We start from the raw sequence: 14,461 nt of genomic DNA, 5'->3' as shown, positions 1-14,461 counted from the left end.
GTCAGAACTCCTCCGCCCGCCACAGGGCGACCAGGAGATAGACGAACAGACCGGCGGAGATCAGTCCGGTCAGCCAGTAGAGCGTGCTCATGGCTTGGCCTCCAGACGATGGCTGGCCACGGCCAGGCCCACCGCCACGAGGAACAGCACGACGCTCAATCCGAGAAAGAGTGCATCCATTTTTTTGCGGTCCCATGCCCTCTCGATTGAGGGCGGGATGGGATGGATGGACTCTAGGAACGACGGCCTCAAGGGGCCGTAGAAGCTCGGAACGGGGGTATCAAGATTTCATCAAGAACAGTCCTTGAAACCGTCTTGTCGTACAGCCTAAAGTAGTCCTGGCCGAGGTCAACGACGGAGGGGATCCTCATGAACCGGCGTCATCTGCTCCAGAGCGTCGCCGCCCTCACGGGGGCGCGCAGCCTGTCCGCCTTCGGCGAGGTGCCCCGCATCGTGCTGGGTCAGTCCGCGCCCTTCAGCGGCCCGTCCCAGGACCTGGGCGACCAGTTCAAGGCCGGCGCGATGCTGGTCTTCGATGCCGTCAACCAGCGCGGCGGCGTGCACGGGCGGCACATCGAGCTGCGCAGCCTGGACGACGGCGACGACCCCGAACGCTGCGCGGCCAACACGAGGCGCCTGATCGAGGACGGCGCCCAGGCGCTGTTCGGTTATGTCGGCACGCGCACGACGCTGGCGGCGGTACCGGTGCTGACGGCGGCGAAGGTCCCGCTGGTGGCGCCGCTCACCGGCGCGGACGCGCTGCACGCGCCCTTCAACCGCTACCTCTTCCACATCCGCGCGTCGTACAACGACGAGGCGGCGGAGATCGTCAAGCAGCTCACCTCGGTGGGCAGCCGGCGCGTGGCGGTGTTCTTCCAGAACGATGCCTACGGTCAGGCGGACCTCGAGGCCTTGAGCTCGGCGCTGAAGCTGCACGACCTGACCCCGGTATCGCAGGGCATGGTGGAACGCCACTCCGACAACATCATCGCGCCGCTGCACGCGGTCATGGCGGGCAAGTCCGACTGCATCGTGCAGATGGCGGCGCACAAGTCCTGCGCGGCTTTCATCCGGGGGGCGCGCCGGACCGGTTACCGGGGAGCGTTCTACAGCTTCTCGTTCGTGGACTCGCAGGCGCTGGCGACCGACCTGCACAAGGACGCCGGCGGGGTGGTGGTGTCGCAGGTCGTGCCCTTCCCCTTCCACGGGCTGACGCCGCTGGCGGGGGACTACCTCCAGCACGCCAAGGCCGCGAAGGCGGAGGTGAGCTACACCGGCATGGAGGGCTTCATCGCCGCGAGGACGATGGTGGAAGGCCTGCGCCGTGCGGGCAGCGGGCCGACCTCGGCGAGCATCGTCAGCGGCCTGGAGTCGCAGAACCAGCTCGACCTGGGCGGGTTCTTCATCAGCTTCTCCAACCAGCGCCACGCCGGGTCCCGGTTCGTGGACATGACCATCCTGACGGAGGACGGGAAGGTGATGCGCTGACGGCGCGGGAGCGCCGGTGGACGATCAACCCCTGAGCTCGGGGGTTCATGTTTCAATGTGAAAGCGCTGTGAAGTTGTCCACGGTCAATACGGATAAGCAGGCGATGTGGCTACTGCATACACGTCTGGTCACCGCGTTCGGGGAAGATCGCGGGTTTTCCAGAAGTGCCAGGACGTCTTCCCGCCATGAACCGCCGCCACCTGCTCCAGAACTTCGCCGCCCTCGCGGGCGCCGGCAGCCTGCCTGCCTTCGCCGACAACTCGCGCATCCTGCTGGGCCAATCCGCGCCGTTCAGCGGTCCTGCGAAGGAGCTGGGCGAGCAGTTCAAGGAAGGCGCGATGCTGGTCTTCGACCAGGTCAACCAGCGCGGCGGCGTGAGCGGGCGTCGCATCGAGCTGCGCAGCATGGACGACGGCTACGAGCCGGAGCGTTGCGCGGCCAACACGCGCCGCCTGATCGAGGACGGCGTCAACGCGCTGTTCGGCTACGTGGGCACGCCCACGACGCTGGCGGCGGTGCCGCTGCTGACGGCCGCGAAGATCCCGCTGGTCGCGCCCTTCACCGGCGCTGAAGCGCTGCGCGCGCCGTTCAACCGGTTCCTGTTCCACATCCGCGCGTCCTACAACGACGAGGCGATGGAGATCGTCAAGCAGATCACCTCGGTGGGCATCACGCGCGTGGCGGTGTTCTTCCAGAACGACGCCTACGGCCAGGCCGGCCTGGCGGCGGTGACCGCAGCCCTCAAGCAGCACAACCTGGCCCCGGTGTCGCAGGGCACGGTGGAGCGCAATTCGGTGGACGTGGCGGCGTCGCTGACGTCGGTGATGGCGGGCAAGCCCGAGTGCATCGTGCAAGTCGCGGCCTACAAGTCCTGCGCGGCCTTCATCCGGGGCGCGCGCAAGACCGGCTTCCTGGGCAACTTCTACAACTTCTCGTTCGTGGGCGCGCAGGCGCTGGCGTCGGAGCTGGGCAAGGACGCGCGCGGCGTGGTCGTGTCGCAGGTCGTGCCCTTCCCGTTCTCGGGCCTGACGCCGATCGCCGGCGAGTACCTGCAGCGCGTGAAGGCCGCCAAGTCGGAGCCGAGCTACACCGGCATGGAAGGCTTCATCGCCGCCAAGACCATGGTGGAAGGCCTCAAGCGCGCCGGCAACGACCCGACGCCGTCCAACATCATCAACGGCCTGGAAGCGCAGAGCCAGCTCGACCTGGGCGGCTTCTTCCTCAGCTTCTCGGGACAGAAGCACGCCGGCTCGCGGTACGTGGACATGACCATCCTGACGGATGACGGGAAGGTGCGGCGCTGAGCCAGCACTGAACGGGCACTGCATCTGCGCCCCTTGCAGGACCTTCCCTTCGTCAGAAGTTCAGATCCAGCCCCAGCCACTTGCCGACGACGAAGGTCAGGACCAACAGGACCACGGCGAGCACCAGGAAGATGCCGACCAGCTTGGCGCACGCGCGGAGCACCGCGCGCTGCTTCTCCACGCCGTTCTTCCTGCCCTGGTCGTAGTGCCACTTGACGGCGTAGAACATGCCGATGCACAGCACGGTGCCCTTGAAGGCGATGAAGAGTGTGGGGACCCATTCCATGATGGTGAGACTGTGCTCCCGCCGGCCTGATAAATACAGATTCAGATTCCTGTAAAAACACCGGATCAGATGGGCGATTGAGAGGGAAATCACGGTGGCCGGGAGCTAGCCGATACAGTGCAGTCGTTCCACGCGACAGGCCATATCAGCATCCTCCTCATGAAGCGCTACGAAGCCCTTGCAGATGATCTGGCGGCGTCCATCGCCTCGGGCCAGTTGCGGCCTGGCGACCGCCTGCCCTCGGTCCGCGAAGCGAGCAAGGACCGCGGCGTCAGCCCCTCCACGGTCTTCGAGGCCTACTACCTGCTGGAAGCCCGCGGCCTGATCGAGGCGCGGCCGCGGTCCGGTTACTTCGTCAGCCAGGCGGCGATCCCGCACCCCGAGCCCCACGCATCGGACCCGCTGGCCGAAGAGCGCAGCGTCGAGGTCTCGGAGCTGGTGTTCCAGGTGCTCGGGCTGTCGCGCAACCGGGCCGTGGTGCCGCTGGGCTCGGCGTTCCCGAGCCCGACCCTGTTCCCGCTGGACAAGCTGGCACTGGCGCTCGGCAAGGCCACGCGCGGGCTGGACCCGTGGCGCACGGTCGAGGACCTGTCCCCGGGCAGCGCGGAACTGCGGCGCCAGATCGGCCTGCGCTACCTGGGCGCGGGGTGCAAGGTCGACGCGGACGAGATCGTCGTGACCAACGGCGCGATGGAAGCCCTCAACCTCTGCCTGGAAGCAGTCACGAAGCCGGGCGACCTTGTCGCCATCGAATCCCCGACCTTCTATGGCGCCCTGCAGGCGCTGGAACGTCGCGGGCTCAAGGCGGTCGAAGTGGCCACCCATGCGCGCACCGGCGTCGACGTGGCGGCGCTGGCGGCCGTCATCGACCGCCATCCGGTCAAGGCCTGCTGGCTGATGCCGAATTTCCAGAACCCGCTGGGCAGCCTGATGCCCGATGCGGCCAAGGCGGCGCTGGTGGCGCTGCTCGCCGAGCGCGAGATCCCGCTCATCGAGGACGACGTCTACGGCGAGCTGTACTTCGGTTCGCGCCCGCGGCCCGCCAAGGGCTGGGACAAGAGCGGCCTGGTGCTGCACTGCAGCTCGTTCTCGAAGTCGCTGGCGCCGGGGTTCCGCGTCGGCTGGGCGGCGGCGGGGCGGTTCGCGCGGGACGTCAGCCGTCGCAAGCTCATGAGCTCGCTGGCCACGCCGGTGCCGATGCAGGAGGGCCTGAGCGAGTACCTCAGCCGGGGCGGCTACGACCGGCACCTTCGACAGCTCCGGCAAGCGCTCGTCACGAACCGGCAAGCGGTACTGAGGACCATCGCGAAGAGCTTTCCCGAAGGCACCCGCGTCACGCAACCGGAGGGCGGCTACTGCGTCTGGGTCGAGCTGCCCGAACAGATCGACGCGCTGGAGTTGCACCGGGTCGCCCTGTCCCATGACATCAGCATCGCGCCGGGGCATCTGTTCTCCGCCGAGCCCCGTTTCACGCACCACCTGAGGCTCAACTTCGGGCATCCGGACAACCCGCAGGTCGAGGGCGCTCTGAGGACGTTGGGGCAGATCGCCAAGGTGCTCGTGCGCTAGAGTTTGACGAGATCCTCCGCGTCACTGGGCCGACCCAGAACCATCCGCAATGACACAGCTTCCCCGCCCTCGCCTTCGCGGCCACACGTGGGAATTCCCCGTGCATCACATGCGCGGCGGCACGTCCACCGGGCTGGTGATCTGGGACGACATCGCTCCGAAGGAACTCGAACTCCGTGAGGAGCTGCTGCGTCATCTGATGGGCGTTCCGCTGTCGGGCGAATGGCCTGGCAATCGGCAGATCACGGGCTTGGGTCGCGGTCCCGCGACGAGCAACAAGGTCTTCTTCGCCTCGCTGGAAGAAGGGAGCGATGCGCCTCGTCTGATCAGCACGCTCGCGCAACTGGCGTCCGACCACGGCCGCATCGACTGGAGCGTGAACTGCGGGAACATGTCGTCGGCGCTGCAGCTCTGGGCCTTGGACACGGGGCTGGTGAGCCGACCGGACGCCGGCAAGATCGAGCTGGACATCCTGAACACCAACACCGGCGTCCTGACGACGTCGCGCATGGTGATCGAGCCGGACGGGACCTTCGCCGCCGGCGAGATCCCCGGCGTGATGGGTCGACACCCCGCAGTGAACCTGTTCCTGCATCGGCCTGCGGGCGCGAAGACAGGCGCCCTCCTTCCGACGGGTCAAGCGGTCGATGTCTTCCAGGGCGTGCGCGCGAGCTGCGTGGATGTCGCAGTCCCCATGGTCATCATTCCCGCAGTCGATCTGGGAAAGACCGGACACGAGTCCACGCGTGAGCTGGCAGCCGACGTCGCGCTGATGCAGCGCCTGCGGGAGATCTGGGTCGAAGCGGGCCTGAAGATGCAGCTCCGCCGCAAGGACGGTCAGCCGATGACGGCGCAGGAGCTGCTGCTGAGCGAAACCATTCCCAAGGTCTGCATCATCAGCGCGTCTACCGTCGGGGCTGACCTGGCGGTTCGGTACTTCACGCCGCAGACGGTGCATTCGTCGCTGGCGGTGTCGGGCGGCTGCTGTCTGGCCGCGGCCACGCTGATCCCCGGATCCGTGGCGCATGACCTGGCACCCAAGCAGGCTTCGGCCTCTTTCACCGAGATCGGTGTCGACATCGAGAATCCCGCCGGGGTGCTGTCGACCACGGTGGTTGCAGCGCTTCGAGATGGTCAGCTCGACATCGAATCTGCGGCCTATCAGCGCAGCGCTCAAGTGTTGCTCAGCGGGTTTGCGCCGGTCTATGGCGCTTCGGTTGAACTGCAACGTGCGCTTAGGCAAGTCGCTGGGGGCTGACTTCACTCGTTCCCGTTTTGGTAGGAGCCTGTGGGGATCGGAGGGACGAGCGACTCGTCATTCTCGAAGTAGTCCGATACAACGCCGTGCGCGTATTCGTGCCATGAGGAAGCCTCGTTCGGGATGTGCGCAACCTCAACTTCACCAAGGTTCTCATCCGGCTGCGGCTTGGCCCGCTCGAGAAAGCAAACCTTTGGAAAGAAGTGAGTTTCACCCTCTTGAAACCAACCGGCATCGAGCTCATAGGAGAGGCCGAACATGAACTGAGCGCAGATCTCCTGCCTCTGTTCTGAAGCGGAGACACCATTCGCGCGAAGCGCGGTGTTCAAGCGATGGGTGACAAGCGCCATGAAAGTCATCCCGACTTCGTCGAGCACCTCGACGGTGTGATCATCGTCATGCTTGATTTTCATGGTCATTTGGCGGTTCCTTGCGCGGCCCTTTGCATGCTTGCCGCCGCTCCTACGTTGGTCTTTGGCGGACTTTGCCGGACATTTGAGCAGGCTTTGTGTCAGGCCGACCTGCGAAATTGTCTGGATTGATGGTGGTCATCGGCTGGAGTTACCAGCGCCATCAGGCGCTGCCAGGCTCCCAGCCATGGAGACACTATGCCTCGCCTTTGCGCGGCTCTCCATCGCCGGGTGTTCCACCCATCCATCGACCGGTACTTCACGCCTCAGACGACGCATTCGTCGCTGGCGGTGTCGGGCGGCGGCTTCCTGGCCGCGACCACGCTGGTCCCCGGAACGTCGCGCATGACCTGGCACCCAAATGCTGTTCGGCAGGTCTGATCCACTCTATGGCGCGTCGGTGGAACTGCAACGACACTCCCGCACCACTCTGACGCCGAATAAGATCGACCGCCATTTTCAACAACCAGATTCGCAATGCCAACTTCCCCTGCGGACACGCGACGACTGTTTGAACAGGAGCTACAACGACGTGGCATCGAATTCGGCATCGATCCGGAATCTGGTCGTCATTCGCTGAGCATCGCTGGAACGGACATCCTGGTCAGCCTCTCCAACCTGGAGAGAAGTCTGGAAGATGGCGATGACGTCGATCGCGTGGCCCGCTTCGTCGACACGGTCGTCGAAACGGGTTCGCACGGCACGGACGACCTGTCCGCTGAGCAGCTCTACTGGGCGATGGAACCCAACGACTATGAAGAGCCCGCGGAATTCCGAGTTCCGCTGAGCGATCGGGTGGACCGGGTTCTGGTTCACCAGTCGCCTGACGGCGGAGCCATTCATTGGGTCAGTCACGACATGCTGGAGCAACTCGGCCTGAGCGAGGCACAGGCGCAAGACAAGGCGTTCGATAACTTGGCGTCGAGCTTGCGGAATGCCACGGTCGAATGGTCTGACGTAGACGGCGTTCGACTGGCTTATCTGAGCACTTCACTCCCCTTCAAGGCGTCGCTGCTGCTTGCGCCCAATCTTCGGGAAGTCGTCCAGCACACGATTGGCTGGCCCGTACTGGCAGTGGCTCCCGATCGCGACTTTCTCTATTTCTGGGCCGCAGAGCATGCCGACTTCGCCGGCCGCGTGGGCGCAGTTACCGTGCACGAATTCCAGGAAGCCGCCTACCCTCTCTCGACAGAGGTCTTCGAGATCTCCGAGGAGGGATGCCGCGCCATCGGCGAGTTCCCAATTCCGAACTGATGGAAACTCCTGCACCGATGACCCTGCTCCAGCCTGAAGCCGTTCCACCTCAAGCTACAAGCCGCAGCATTGGTGCCAGAGACGGCTCTGCAGCGCAAGGGTCGACCGGAAACGGCTATGCCTTGAAGTCGCACCACGCGCTCCAGATCTGCTGAGACACCGCTGCGTACTGCTCCCTGGCTCCGGCCTCTTCCGGCCCGAACCAACGACAGAACTCCTCGTGCACGATCGTCTGAACGTCGTCCGCCGAATGCGCCCCTTCCAATCGGGGCAGGATGGTCCCAACCTCCGGGTCGTATTCATCCGTGTTGCTCTCGAAGTTGATACCCATCGGGTCGGCTTCGAACAGCAGTTGAGCCATCTGATCAAAGAGCGGCTTGTACTTGTGCTTGAGTTGCTCTCGCTCGGCTTTCATCTCGGCGTCACGTTTGGCAAGGGATTTGTCGGATTGCACCTTCCCAGACATTTGAGCACGCACTGTTCAGCGGGGGCTGGTGAAATCTCCTGGATGGCAACGACCGGCCCCTGCTTGGAGTTGCTGTCCAACCGCAGATTGACGACTTGACCACTGATGCCGCAGAAGGCTCTGTGGCGATAGCGATTCTGGCTGAAGTTAAGAGCCCCATGCTGTGCTGCTAGGCTTCCTGCCATGAAGATCCCGTGCCTCGCGCTTGCGCTGCTCTCCATAGCCGGCTGCTCAACTCATCCAGACAGCCTGCGTCTCGCGAAGCGAGATGCCGAGTTTGTGGAGTTCGCCAAGTACTCGTCATCGTGGCCTCCTGGCACGCTAGCGCTGGCTTTGATCTTCGAAGGCAATGCGCCTTTTGCCGCCATCGCCAATGAGCAGCGGCAAGCACAGTTCCGCTGCCATGTGCTGAGCGCGACGGGCACTCCAATCACGCAAATCGAATCCGGCTGGGTGTTCCTCGAAGGCCCGGCAGCCCCTGCAGGTCAAACGAGCCCTTTCGTTCCCGGCGAGTTGTCCAGCGAGGGGGAGCGCTATCGCTACAAGGCGATTCTTTATCCCGGCCTGAAGGCGTTCACAGAGGCCAATCAGCCTGCCGTTTTCGACCTCCTGAAGCGCGACTACGACCGGATCCGATGCCAGCTGGTCGGGGTCCAGATGATTGGGGGCTTCATGTACTCCAACGAGCTATCGGTTTCCAGATCGGAGCTGATCCGACTGCACGAGCGCAATGCCACGAAGTAGCAGAGGCCGGCTGGAGCCTGGGAGCGGACTGGCTAACGCCGCTGCGCCCGCCAGGTCATCACGCCCAAGATGAGGCACGTCGCGCCGCAGATGAGAAAGACCAGCACATACAGGGAAAAGGCCAGTGGGTCGGTTTCCCAGTAGAAGCTGCTCTCTCCATACCTGGACGGCTTGGACACTTCTCCAGTCTGTATGGCGTTGATCGCGAAGTGGAAACCACACAGCCCCAGCACCGCGATGGCGGCGCCGGCCGCTCGCCAGATCAATCTGTCGATGAGCTTCGGCTGACGATTGCTGTTTGAACGCATTGGATGTGGTCTCTTCCGACCCCAGTCTCGCAGATTCGGAACTCCGCTTCCGCCGTCCCTGATACCAGTCAAGCAACGAAAGGACGGCAATCTCAACCGCCTACACGGCCGCCTCGCTGATCAGCCAGTCGCGGAAGGCGACCAGTCTCGGCAGATTGGCACGCTCGGCGCGGTAGACCGCGAAGTAGGCCAGCGCGGAGACGAACTCGATCTTCGGAAACAGCCGTACGAGCCGCCCCGCCGCGAGATCGTCGCGAGCCATCACGCTGCGCGCCAGCGCAATGCCTTGGCCGTCGATCGCGGCTTGCAGCACCGCCGCGGAACTGTTGATCCGCGTGCCGCGCTTGGTCGAGACGCCGGACACGCCCGCCTTCTTGAGCCACTCGTCCCAAGAGGGGAAGTCCGCATGACTGTCCATCGACAGGTCGTGGATCAGCGTCTCGTTCGCTAGGTCGCCGGGCGCCTTCAGTCGTCGACCTGCGCGCATCAGGCCGGGAGAACAGACGGGAAAGACCTCCTCGTCCATCAGCTTGTCCGCGACCAGCCCGGGCCAGCGCCCGGTGCCGTAGCGCACCCCGATGTCGATCCACTGGGAAACGAAGTCGACCGGCTTGAGGCTGGTCTCCAGGCGCAGGTCCGTGTCGGGCCATGCGGCGTGGAATCGCTCGATGCGGGGCAGCAGCCACTTGGCGGCAAAGGCAGGGCTGACGGTGACCGTCAGGACGCCACTCGCCGAGCCTTCCTTGAGTCGCTCCAGGCCGACGCTCAGCCGGTCGAATCCGGCCCGCAGGTCCGGCAATGCGAGCTGCGCCGCTTCGGTGGCGACCAGCCGCGCGCGGCCACTGGTGCCGCGGACGAACAGCGGTGAGCCCAGCCAATCCTCGAGCGTGCGCACCAGTTGGCCGACCGCCGCCGGCGTCACATTCAGCTCCGCCGCCGCGGCCGAAAAGCTCTGATGCCTGGCGCTGGCCTCGAAGGCGCGCAGCGCGTTGAGATGGATGGGTGCCTTCACGACGCTAAAGAATTTCTTTCTGACCGAGGCACTTTATCTCGTTTGTCCGCGAGCGACCAGATCTGAAGAATGCGATGCATGGCTGGCGGGAGGAGCAAACACACCGGGCTCCACCTGTGACCACCATCAACGTTATCTATCAAAGGAAGATCGTCATGAACACCGGAAACAAGCAGAAGCGCGTGCTGCTCGTCATGTCCTCCGTGGACGAAATGGGCATCAGCGGAAAGCAGACCGGCACCTGGTTCACCGAACTGGCCGCGCCGTACTACATCCTCACCGAGGCCGGCTACGAAGTGGTCTTCGCATCGCCCGCCGGCGGCGACGCCCCCATCGATCTGCTGAGCATGAAGGCGCCGTTCACCACCCCCTTCACCGATCGCTTCCTGGCCGATCCGGTCGCGATGTTCGCCGCCAGGAACACCCGCAAGCTGCGCAACATCAACACCGACACCTTCGATGCGGTGTTCTTCCCCGGCGGCTACGGCCTGCTCTGGGACCTGGCGTCGGATTCCTTCGTGGTCAAGCTGATCCGCGACTTCCATGCCAGCCAGCGCCCGATCGCCATGGTCTGCCACGCGCCCGCCATCCTGCGTGACGTCAAGAAGGCCGACGGCGACTACCTGGTCAAGGGCGTCAAGCTGACCGGTTTCAAGAACGCCGAGGACAACGAGATCGAGCTGCTGGACCACCTGCTGTTCTCGCTCGAAGACGAGCTCAAGGGCCGCGGCGCCGACTACGTCAGCAAGGCCAACTGGGAGCCCAACGTGATCGTGGACGGTGTGCTCATGACGGGCCAGAGCCCGGCGTCGGCAGCCCCGCTGGCTGAAGCCCTGGCTCAGCGCCTGCAAGGCTGATTGCCCCGACGCGCCGGTCGGCCGCGGCTGCGACCGCCGGCGCTCACCAGCCCTCCCCGCGGAGCACCGCTGGACCTTTCCTTGGCTCATGAAACACACGATGAACGTCAATGCAGATTTCTCGCGCCGCGCCGTTGTCGTGCCCGATCAATACCAATGGGTCGCCTCGCCCCAGTCCGGCGTTGAACGCATGATGCTGGACCGCGTGGGTGAAGAGGACGCACGCGCGACCAGCCTCGTGCGCTATGCACCGGCTTCACACTTCCCGCCTCACCAGCACCCGGGTGGAGAAGAGATCCTCGTGCTGTCCGGCACGTTCTCGGAAGGCGATCGCCACTACCCCGCTGGCTGGTACCTGCGCAATCCGCCGGGTTCCGCTCACAGGCCGTCCAGCGCTGAAGGCGCCCTCCTTTTCGTCAAGCTCCGTCAGATGACGCCGGGCGAAGCGCATCCGATCCGCATCGACACGCGCGATCCTGCTGCCTGGACACGCGCGAGCGGTCGAGACATCTGCCCACTGTTCTCGAACGAGAGCGAGCAGGTGGTCCTGGAGCGCCTTGCTCCGGCGTCGCCACTCTCCACGGCTCCCGTCGGAGGCGCCGAGTTCCTGGTGCTCGACGGCGACCTGTCGGTGGACGGTCGGCCTTTCATTCGCGGCAGCTGGATGCGCTGGCCTGTGGGCGACCATCCCGACGTCGTCGCCGGCGCGAATGGCGCCACGCTGTATCTCAAGACCTGCCACCTGCCAGCGGAAGCGAAAGGCGCTCTCCCATGCTGACCTCACGGATCGCCATCATCGGCGGCGGCCTCAGCGGCCTCTACGCCGCGCATCTGCTCGAACAGCAAGGCGTCAAGGACTATGTCCTCCTGGAGGCCCGCGGCACCTTCGGCGGGCGGGTCGAGTCCGCGTCATTCGGCGGGACGCAACTTGCCGACACGGTTAGCGTCCCGAATGGCGTATCGAGAAAGGCAGATCGCTTCGATCTCGGACCGACCTGGTTCTGGCCCGCATTCCAGCCTGAGCTGGACCGGGTAATCCGCGATCTGGGCCTCACTCGCTTCCAGCAGCATGAAGCCGGCGACATGGTGATCGAGCGTTTTTCGATGGCATCGCCCGAACGCATGCGCGGCCACCTGACCTCGCCCCCGTCGATGCGATTGGCCGGAGGAATGGGTGCGCTGGTCGATGCCCTGCGCAGCGCCTTGCCGCCTGATCGTCTGCATTCCGGTCAGCGGGTACGTCATCTGCATGTCGACGGCCAACACATCGGACTGGAGACCGAAGACATCGATGGACGTCGAACCTCCTACCGCGTCGACCATGTGCTGCTGGCCGTTCCTCCACGCCTGGCCATGGCCGCGATCGTTTTCTCACCGGCCTTGCCCGATGCCCTGGCGCAAGCGTGGAGCGCCACGGCCACGTGGATGGCGCCGCACGCCAAGTACGTCGCCGTCTATGACACACCGTTCTGGCGTGAGCAGGGCCTCTCCGGGCAGGGCCGGAGCGCCCGAGGTCCGCTCGCGGAGATCCACGACGCCTCGTCGCCCGGCGGACGTGCCGCCCTGTTCGGCTTCCTCGGCGTCCCGGCGCACGCGCGCACGACCATCCCCGACGACCAGTTGCTGGCTCATTGCCGTGCGCAACTGACACGGATGTTCGGTGTGAACGCGGGTTCGCCGAGGGCAGAGTTCATCAAGGACTGGGCCAACGACCCCTACACGGCGACCGCCGCGGATCGCGAGGGCGCGACGCTGCACGAAGCGGCCCCTTTGAGCAGCGCCGGCGCGGGCGCATGGCGCGGGCGGATCGTGGGCATCGCCAGCGAATGGTCCCCGCAATTCCCCGGGTACCTTGCCGGGGCGATCGAGGCGGCAGGACGAGGCGTGCAGACGCTCTTGAAAGCAACCCCACAGGAACGACAAACCCCATGACCCCGACCACCTTGATCATCGCGGGATTTGCGCCGGGCCTCGGCGCCGCACTGAAGCTCCGGTTCGAACGCGCCGGCTACGACGTGCTGGGCATCTCGCGCAGCAGCGATCCGCCGTGGAACACCGATCTGCAGGACCCTGCCGCCACCGCCCGACTGTTCGAACGCATCGACCGCGACATGCCGCCCTTGGCCGGCGTGATCCATACCGCCATGCACTTCCTGCGCAAGCCCTTCCTCCAGACGGAGCCCGAAGCGTTCCAGGCCGCCTGGCAATCGATGGTGATGACGGCGGTGAACGTCAGTCAGCAGGCCATACCGCGCCTGAAGGCCCAGGGCGGAGGTGCGCTCATCTTCAGCGGCGCGTCCGGCAGCCGGCGGGCCGGCCCGAACTTCTCCGCATTCAGTTCGGCGAAATTCGCGCTGCGCGGCCTGAGCCAGGCGCTCGCCCGCGAACACGGCAGCGAAGGCATCCACGTCGCGCACGTCGTCATCGACGGACTGGTTCGCAGCGAGCGGACCGCGCAGCGCTTCGGGCCTGTCGACGACGAGCAGCTGATCGCTCCGGCCGACCTGGCGGAGCAGTACTGGCACCTCTTCCACCAGCCTCGCAGCGCGTGGACTCACGAGCTGGATGTGCGCCCCAGCGGCGCACGTGCCTGAACAAGTTGGCCGTGGCGTGTCGCGCACCGACGCGAGCGCACTGAGCGGGCTTCCCGACTATCCAGGAGCGCGCCATGCCTGGCGGCATTCCCACTCTTTCTTTCCCTGAACACCTGCGCAGCGCCAGCGGATTTCCCGATTGCCTGCAACAGCGACGCGTCGGCGCGCGTCCGCCTGAGCGCAACGCAACGCTCGACGCGGCGATGTCGCGACTGACGCAGTCCGCTGCGGCATCCTCGACGCCGCCGGCGCTGCTGGAAGATCTGCGCGAGGGGCTAGGCCTGGCCTCCGAGGCCGACGTGGGCTGCGAGTTCGAAGGGCAGTACTATTTCAGGCAGCGCCTCGATGCCCTCCAAGGGGCACTCGGATCGCTCGCGCAGGACGATCCATTGAGCGTCGCACAACTGCGGGAGCTGCGCGACGAGGTGCTGTCCCTCGCGGCCAAGTCCGTGGAACGCGGCAGGCTCGGTCGGCTGGAGAGCACAGACGTCGACGATGAGCCATTTTTCAGACTCGACCAACTCCGTGCGCCGGACGACCTGGTGGAAGCGATGAACATGTTGGCCGGGCTGCGACGCACCGTGGAGTTCTACCCTGCGTCGCTCCCGCTGGACAAGGCGTCGCTCCAACGGCTCGGGGACTGGCTGAACGACCTGCGCCAGGCGGACATCAGGGACCTCGGCGCCCTGCCCCGATATCGCCAGCTCATCGAGCGCTGTCTCGCCCTGCCGCGTTCATGAGTCGCTGGCCGACAAACCCTGCACGCTGACGACAGGCGCGCCGGCCGCTGCAGTTCAAGCCTCGCAATCTGCAGCCTGTCGGCGAGCGATGGGGGCTGATCCTCGGATCGGGCAGAGTGCCGGCACCATCGATTCACCGCGCAGCCTCTGCGTCGCACCATGGACCTTCC

18 protein-coding genes are annotated in these 14,461 nt (G+C 65.3%); 12 read left to right on the top strand and 6 right to left on the bottom strand.

The genetic code is table 11. From position 1 onward, the window contains the following. Window position 1 precedes the first annotated feature (1 nt). Window positions 2-91, bottom strand: coding sequence for a K(+)-transporting ATPase subunit F (gene kdpF, locus ACQZ13_RS13140; protein ID WP_421033877.1), 90 nt, complete (start codon window positions 89-91; stop codon window positions 2-4). 278 nt (window positions 92-369) lie between these two features. Here kdpF and ACQZ13_RS13135 point away from each other — a divergent pair, with 278 nt between their 5' ends. Further along, entirely contained in the window at window positions 370-1,488 is a 1,119-nt protein-coding gene (locus tag ACQZ13_RS13135; RefSeq protein ID WP_431052564.1) for an ABC transporter substrate-binding protein, read from the top strand. A gap of 186 nt (window positions 1,489-1,674) precedes the next feature. Beyond that, entirely contained in the window at window positions 1,675-2,793 is a 1,119-nt protein-coding gene (locus tag ACQZ13_RS13130; protein WP_431052562.1) for an ABC transporter substrate-binding protein, read from the top strand. Window positions 2,794-2,845: 52 nt separating this feature from the next. Here the strand turns inward: ACQZ13_RS13130 and ACQZ13_RS13125 are convergent, their stop codons facing one another. Next, on the bottom strand, window positions 2,846-3,079 hold the full coding sequence (locus ACQZ13_RS13125; RefSeq protein WP_431052560.1) for a hypothetical protein: 234 nt from the start codon (window positions 3,077-3,079) through the stop codon (window positions 2,846-2,848). Between the two features lie 159 nt (window positions 3,080-3,238). On the opposite strand from ACQZ13_RS13125, the gene ACQZ13_RS13120 reads away from it, so the two are divergent. Together ACQZ13_RS13120 and ACQZ13_RS13115 are read left to right on the top strand one after the other, a co-directional pair. Continuing rightward, window positions 3,239-4,648 (top strand): PLP-dependent aminotransferase family protein, encoded by a 1,410-nt coding sequence (locus ACQZ13_RS13120; RefSeq protein WP_088406776.1) that lies wholly within the window; start codon window positions 3,239-3,241, stop codon window positions 4,646-4,648. A 109-nt stretch (window positions 4,649-4,757) separates the two neighbouring features. Further along, on the top strand, window positions 4,758-5,906 hold the full coding sequence (locus tag ACQZ13_RS13115; protein WP_431053222.1) for a PrpF domain-containing protein: 1,149 nt from the start codon (window positions 4,758-4,760) through the stop codon (window positions 5,904-5,906). A 2-nt stretch (window positions 5,907-5,908) separates the two neighbouring features. On the opposite strand, the gene ACQZ13_RS13110 is transcribed toward ACQZ13_RS13115, so the two are convergent. Continuing rightward, window positions 5,909-6,325, bottom strand: a complete 417-nt coding sequence (locus ACQZ13_RS13110; protein WP_431052558.1) for a hypothetical protein — start codon at window positions 6,323-6,325, stop codon at window positions 5,909-5,911. 222 nt (window positions 6,326-6,547) lie between these two features. On the opposite strand from ACQZ13_RS13110, the gene ACQZ13_RS13105 reads away from it, so the two are divergent. Both ACQZ13_RS13105 and ACQZ13_RS13100 read left to right on the top strand, forming a co-directional pair. Then, entirely contained in the window at window positions 6,548-6,697 is a 150-nt protein-coding gene (locus ACQZ13_RS13105) for a hypothetical protein (protein ID WP_431052556.1), read from the top strand. A 96-nt stretch (window positions 6,698-6,793) separates the two neighbouring features. After that, entirely contained in the window at window positions 6,794-7,570 is a 777-nt protein-coding gene (locus ACQZ13_RS13100; protein ID WP_431052554.1) for a hypothetical protein, read from the top strand. 115 nt (window positions 7,571-7,685) lie between these two features. Here ACQZ13_RS13100 and ACQZ13_RS13095 read toward each other — a convergent pair whose 3' ends face one another. Further along, window positions 7,686-8,024, bottom strand: a complete 339-nt coding sequence (locus ACQZ13_RS13095; RefSeq protein ID WP_431052552.1) for a hypothetical protein — start codon at window positions 8,022-8,024, stop codon at window positions 7,686-7,688. A 195-nt stretch (window positions 8,025-8,219) separates the two neighbouring features. On the opposite strand from ACQZ13_RS13095, the gene ACQZ13_RS13090 reads away from it, so the two are divergent. Further along, window positions 8,220-8,780, top strand: a complete 561-nt coding sequence (locus ACQZ13_RS13090; protein WP_431052550.1) for a hypothetical protein — start codon at window positions 8,220-8,222, stop codon at window positions 8,778-8,780. A 32-nt stretch (window positions 8,781-8,812) separates the two neighbouring features. Here ACQZ13_RS13090 and ACQZ13_RS13085 read toward each other — a convergent pair whose 3' ends face one another. Together ACQZ13_RS13085 and gcvA are read right to left on the bottom strand one after the other, a co-directional pair. Then, entirely contained in the window at window positions 8,813-9,088 is a 276-nt protein-coding gene (locus ACQZ13_RS13085) for a hypothetical protein (RefSeq protein ID WP_431052548.1), read from the bottom strand. 100 nt (window positions 9,089-9,188) lie between these two features. Beyond that, a complete protein-coding gene (gcvA, locus tag ACQZ13_RS13080) occupies window positions 9,189-10,100 on the bottom strand; it encodes a transcriptional regulator GcvA (RefSeq protein ID WP_431052546.1) in 912 nt (303 codons plus the stop codon). Window positions 10,101-10,255: 155 nt separating this feature from the next. Here gcvA and ACQZ13_RS13075 point away from each other — a divergent pair, with 155 nt between their 5' ends. The 5 genes from ACQZ13_RS13075 (at window position 10,256) to ACQZ13_RS13055 (ending at window position 14,291) form a co-directional block, all read left to right on the top strand. After that, on the top strand, window positions 10,256-10,957 hold the full coding sequence (locus ACQZ13_RS13075) for a type 1 glutamine amidotransferase domain-containing protein (RefSeq protein WP_431052544.1): 702 nt from the start codon (window positions 10,256-10,258) through the stop codon (window positions 10,955-10,957). Between the two features lie 100 nt (window positions 10,958-11,057). Next, a complete protein-coding gene (locus ACQZ13_RS13070; RefSeq protein ID WP_431053220.1) occupies window positions 11,058-11,735 on the top strand; it encodes a cupin domain-containing protein in 678 nt (225 codons plus the stop codon). Beyond that, window positions 11,729-12,889, top strand: coding sequence for a flavin monoamine oxidase family protein (locus ACQZ13_RS13065; RefSeq protein ID WP_431052542.1), 1,161 nt, complete (start codon window positions 11,729-11,731; stop codon window positions 12,887-12,889). The genes ACQZ13_RS13070 and ACQZ13_RS13065 overlap by 7 nt, the downstream gene beginning before the upstream one ends. Next, window positions 12,886-13,551 (top strand): SDR family NAD(P)-dependent oxidoreductase, encoded by a 666-nt coding sequence (locus ACQZ13_RS13060; protein ID WP_431052540.1) that lies wholly within the window; start codon window positions 12,886-12,888, stop codon window positions 13,549-13,551. Before ACQZ13_RS13065 ends, ACQZ13_RS13060 begins: the two co-directional genes overlap by 4 nt. Before the next feature lie 74 nt (window positions 13,552-13,625). Next, window positions 13,626-14,291, top strand: a complete 666-nt coding sequence (locus tag ACQZ13_RS13055) for a hypothetical protein (RefSeq protein ID WP_431052538.1) — start codon at window positions 13,626-13,628, stop codon at window positions 14,289-14,291. The last annotated feature ends 170 nt before the right edge of the window (window positions 14,292-14,461 follow it).

Source organism: Roseateles sp. L2-2 (assembly GCF_050613215.1).
In the GTDB taxonomy this organism is placed as follows: Bacteria; Pseudomonadota; Gammaproteobacteria; order Burkholderiales; family Burkholderiaceae_C; genus Roseateles; species Roseateles noduli.
Note: the sequence above shows the minus strand (reverse complement) of the source record. Positions and strands in the feature narration are given on the sequence as shown.

Bases quoted from the DNA above. Each gene is read 5' to 3' on its own strand.
- ACQZ13_RS13125 (WP_431052560.1), bottom strand. From the start codon at position 3,079: ATGGAATGGGTCCCCACACTCTTCATCGCCTTCAAGGGCACCGTGCTG.
- ACQZ13_RS13090 (WP_431052550.1), top strand. From the start codon at position 8,220: ATGAAGATCCCGTGCCTCGCGCTTGCGCTGCTCTCCATAGCCGGCTGC.
- ACQZ13_RS13055 (WP_431052538.1), top strand. From the start codon at position 13,626: ATGCCTGGCGGCATTCCCACTCTTTCTTTCCCTGAACACCTGCGCAGC.
- ACQZ13_RS13070 (WP_431053220.1), top strand. From the start codon at position 11,058: ATGAACGTCAATGCAGATTTCTCGCGCCGCGCCGTTGTCGTGCCCGAT.
- ACQZ13_RS13065 (WP_431052542.1), top strand. From the start codon at position 11,729: ATGCTGACCTCACGGATCGCCATCATCGGCGGCGGCCTCAGCGGCCTC.
- ACQZ13_RS13115 (WP_431053222.1), top strand. From the start codon at position 4,758: ATGCGCGGCGGCACGTCCACCGGGCTGGTGATCTGGGACGACATCGCT.
- ACQZ13_RS13135 (WP_431052564.1), top strand. From the start codon at position 370: ATGAACCGGCGTCATCTGCTCCAGAGCGTCGCCGCCCTCACGGGGGCG.
- ACQZ13_RS13075 (WP_431052544.1), top strand. From the start codon at position 10,256: ATGAACACCGGAAACAAGCAGAAGCGCGTGCTGCTCGTCATGTCCTCC.
- kdpF (WP_421033877.1), bottom strand. From the start codon at position 91: ATGAGCACGCTCTACTGGCTGACCGGACTGATCTCCGCCGGTCTGTTC.
- ACQZ13_RS13110 (WP_431052558.1), bottom strand. From the start codon at position 6,325: ATGACCATGAAAATCAAGCATGACGATGATCACACCGTCGAGGTGCTC.
- ACQZ13_RS13060 (WP_431052540.1), top strand. From the start codon at position 12,886: ATGACCCCGACCACCTTGATCATCGCGGGATTTGCGCCGGGCCTCGGC.
- ACQZ13_RS13100 (WP_431052554.1), top strand. From the start codon at position 6,794: ATGCCAACTTCCCCTGCGGACACGCGACGACTGTTTGAACAGGAGCTA.
- ACQZ13_RS13130 (WP_431052562.1), top strand. From the start codon at position 1,675: ATGAACCGCCGCCACCTGCTCCAGAACTTCGCCGCCCTCGCGGGCGCC.
- ACQZ13_RS13120 (WP_088406776.1), top strand. From the start codon at position 3,239: ATGAAGCGCTACGAAGCCCTTGCAGATGATCTGGCGGCGTCCATCGCC.
- ACQZ13_RS13085 (WP_431052548.1), bottom strand. From the start codon at position 9,088: ATGCGTTCAAACAGCAATCGTCAGCCGAAGCTCATCGACAGATTGATC.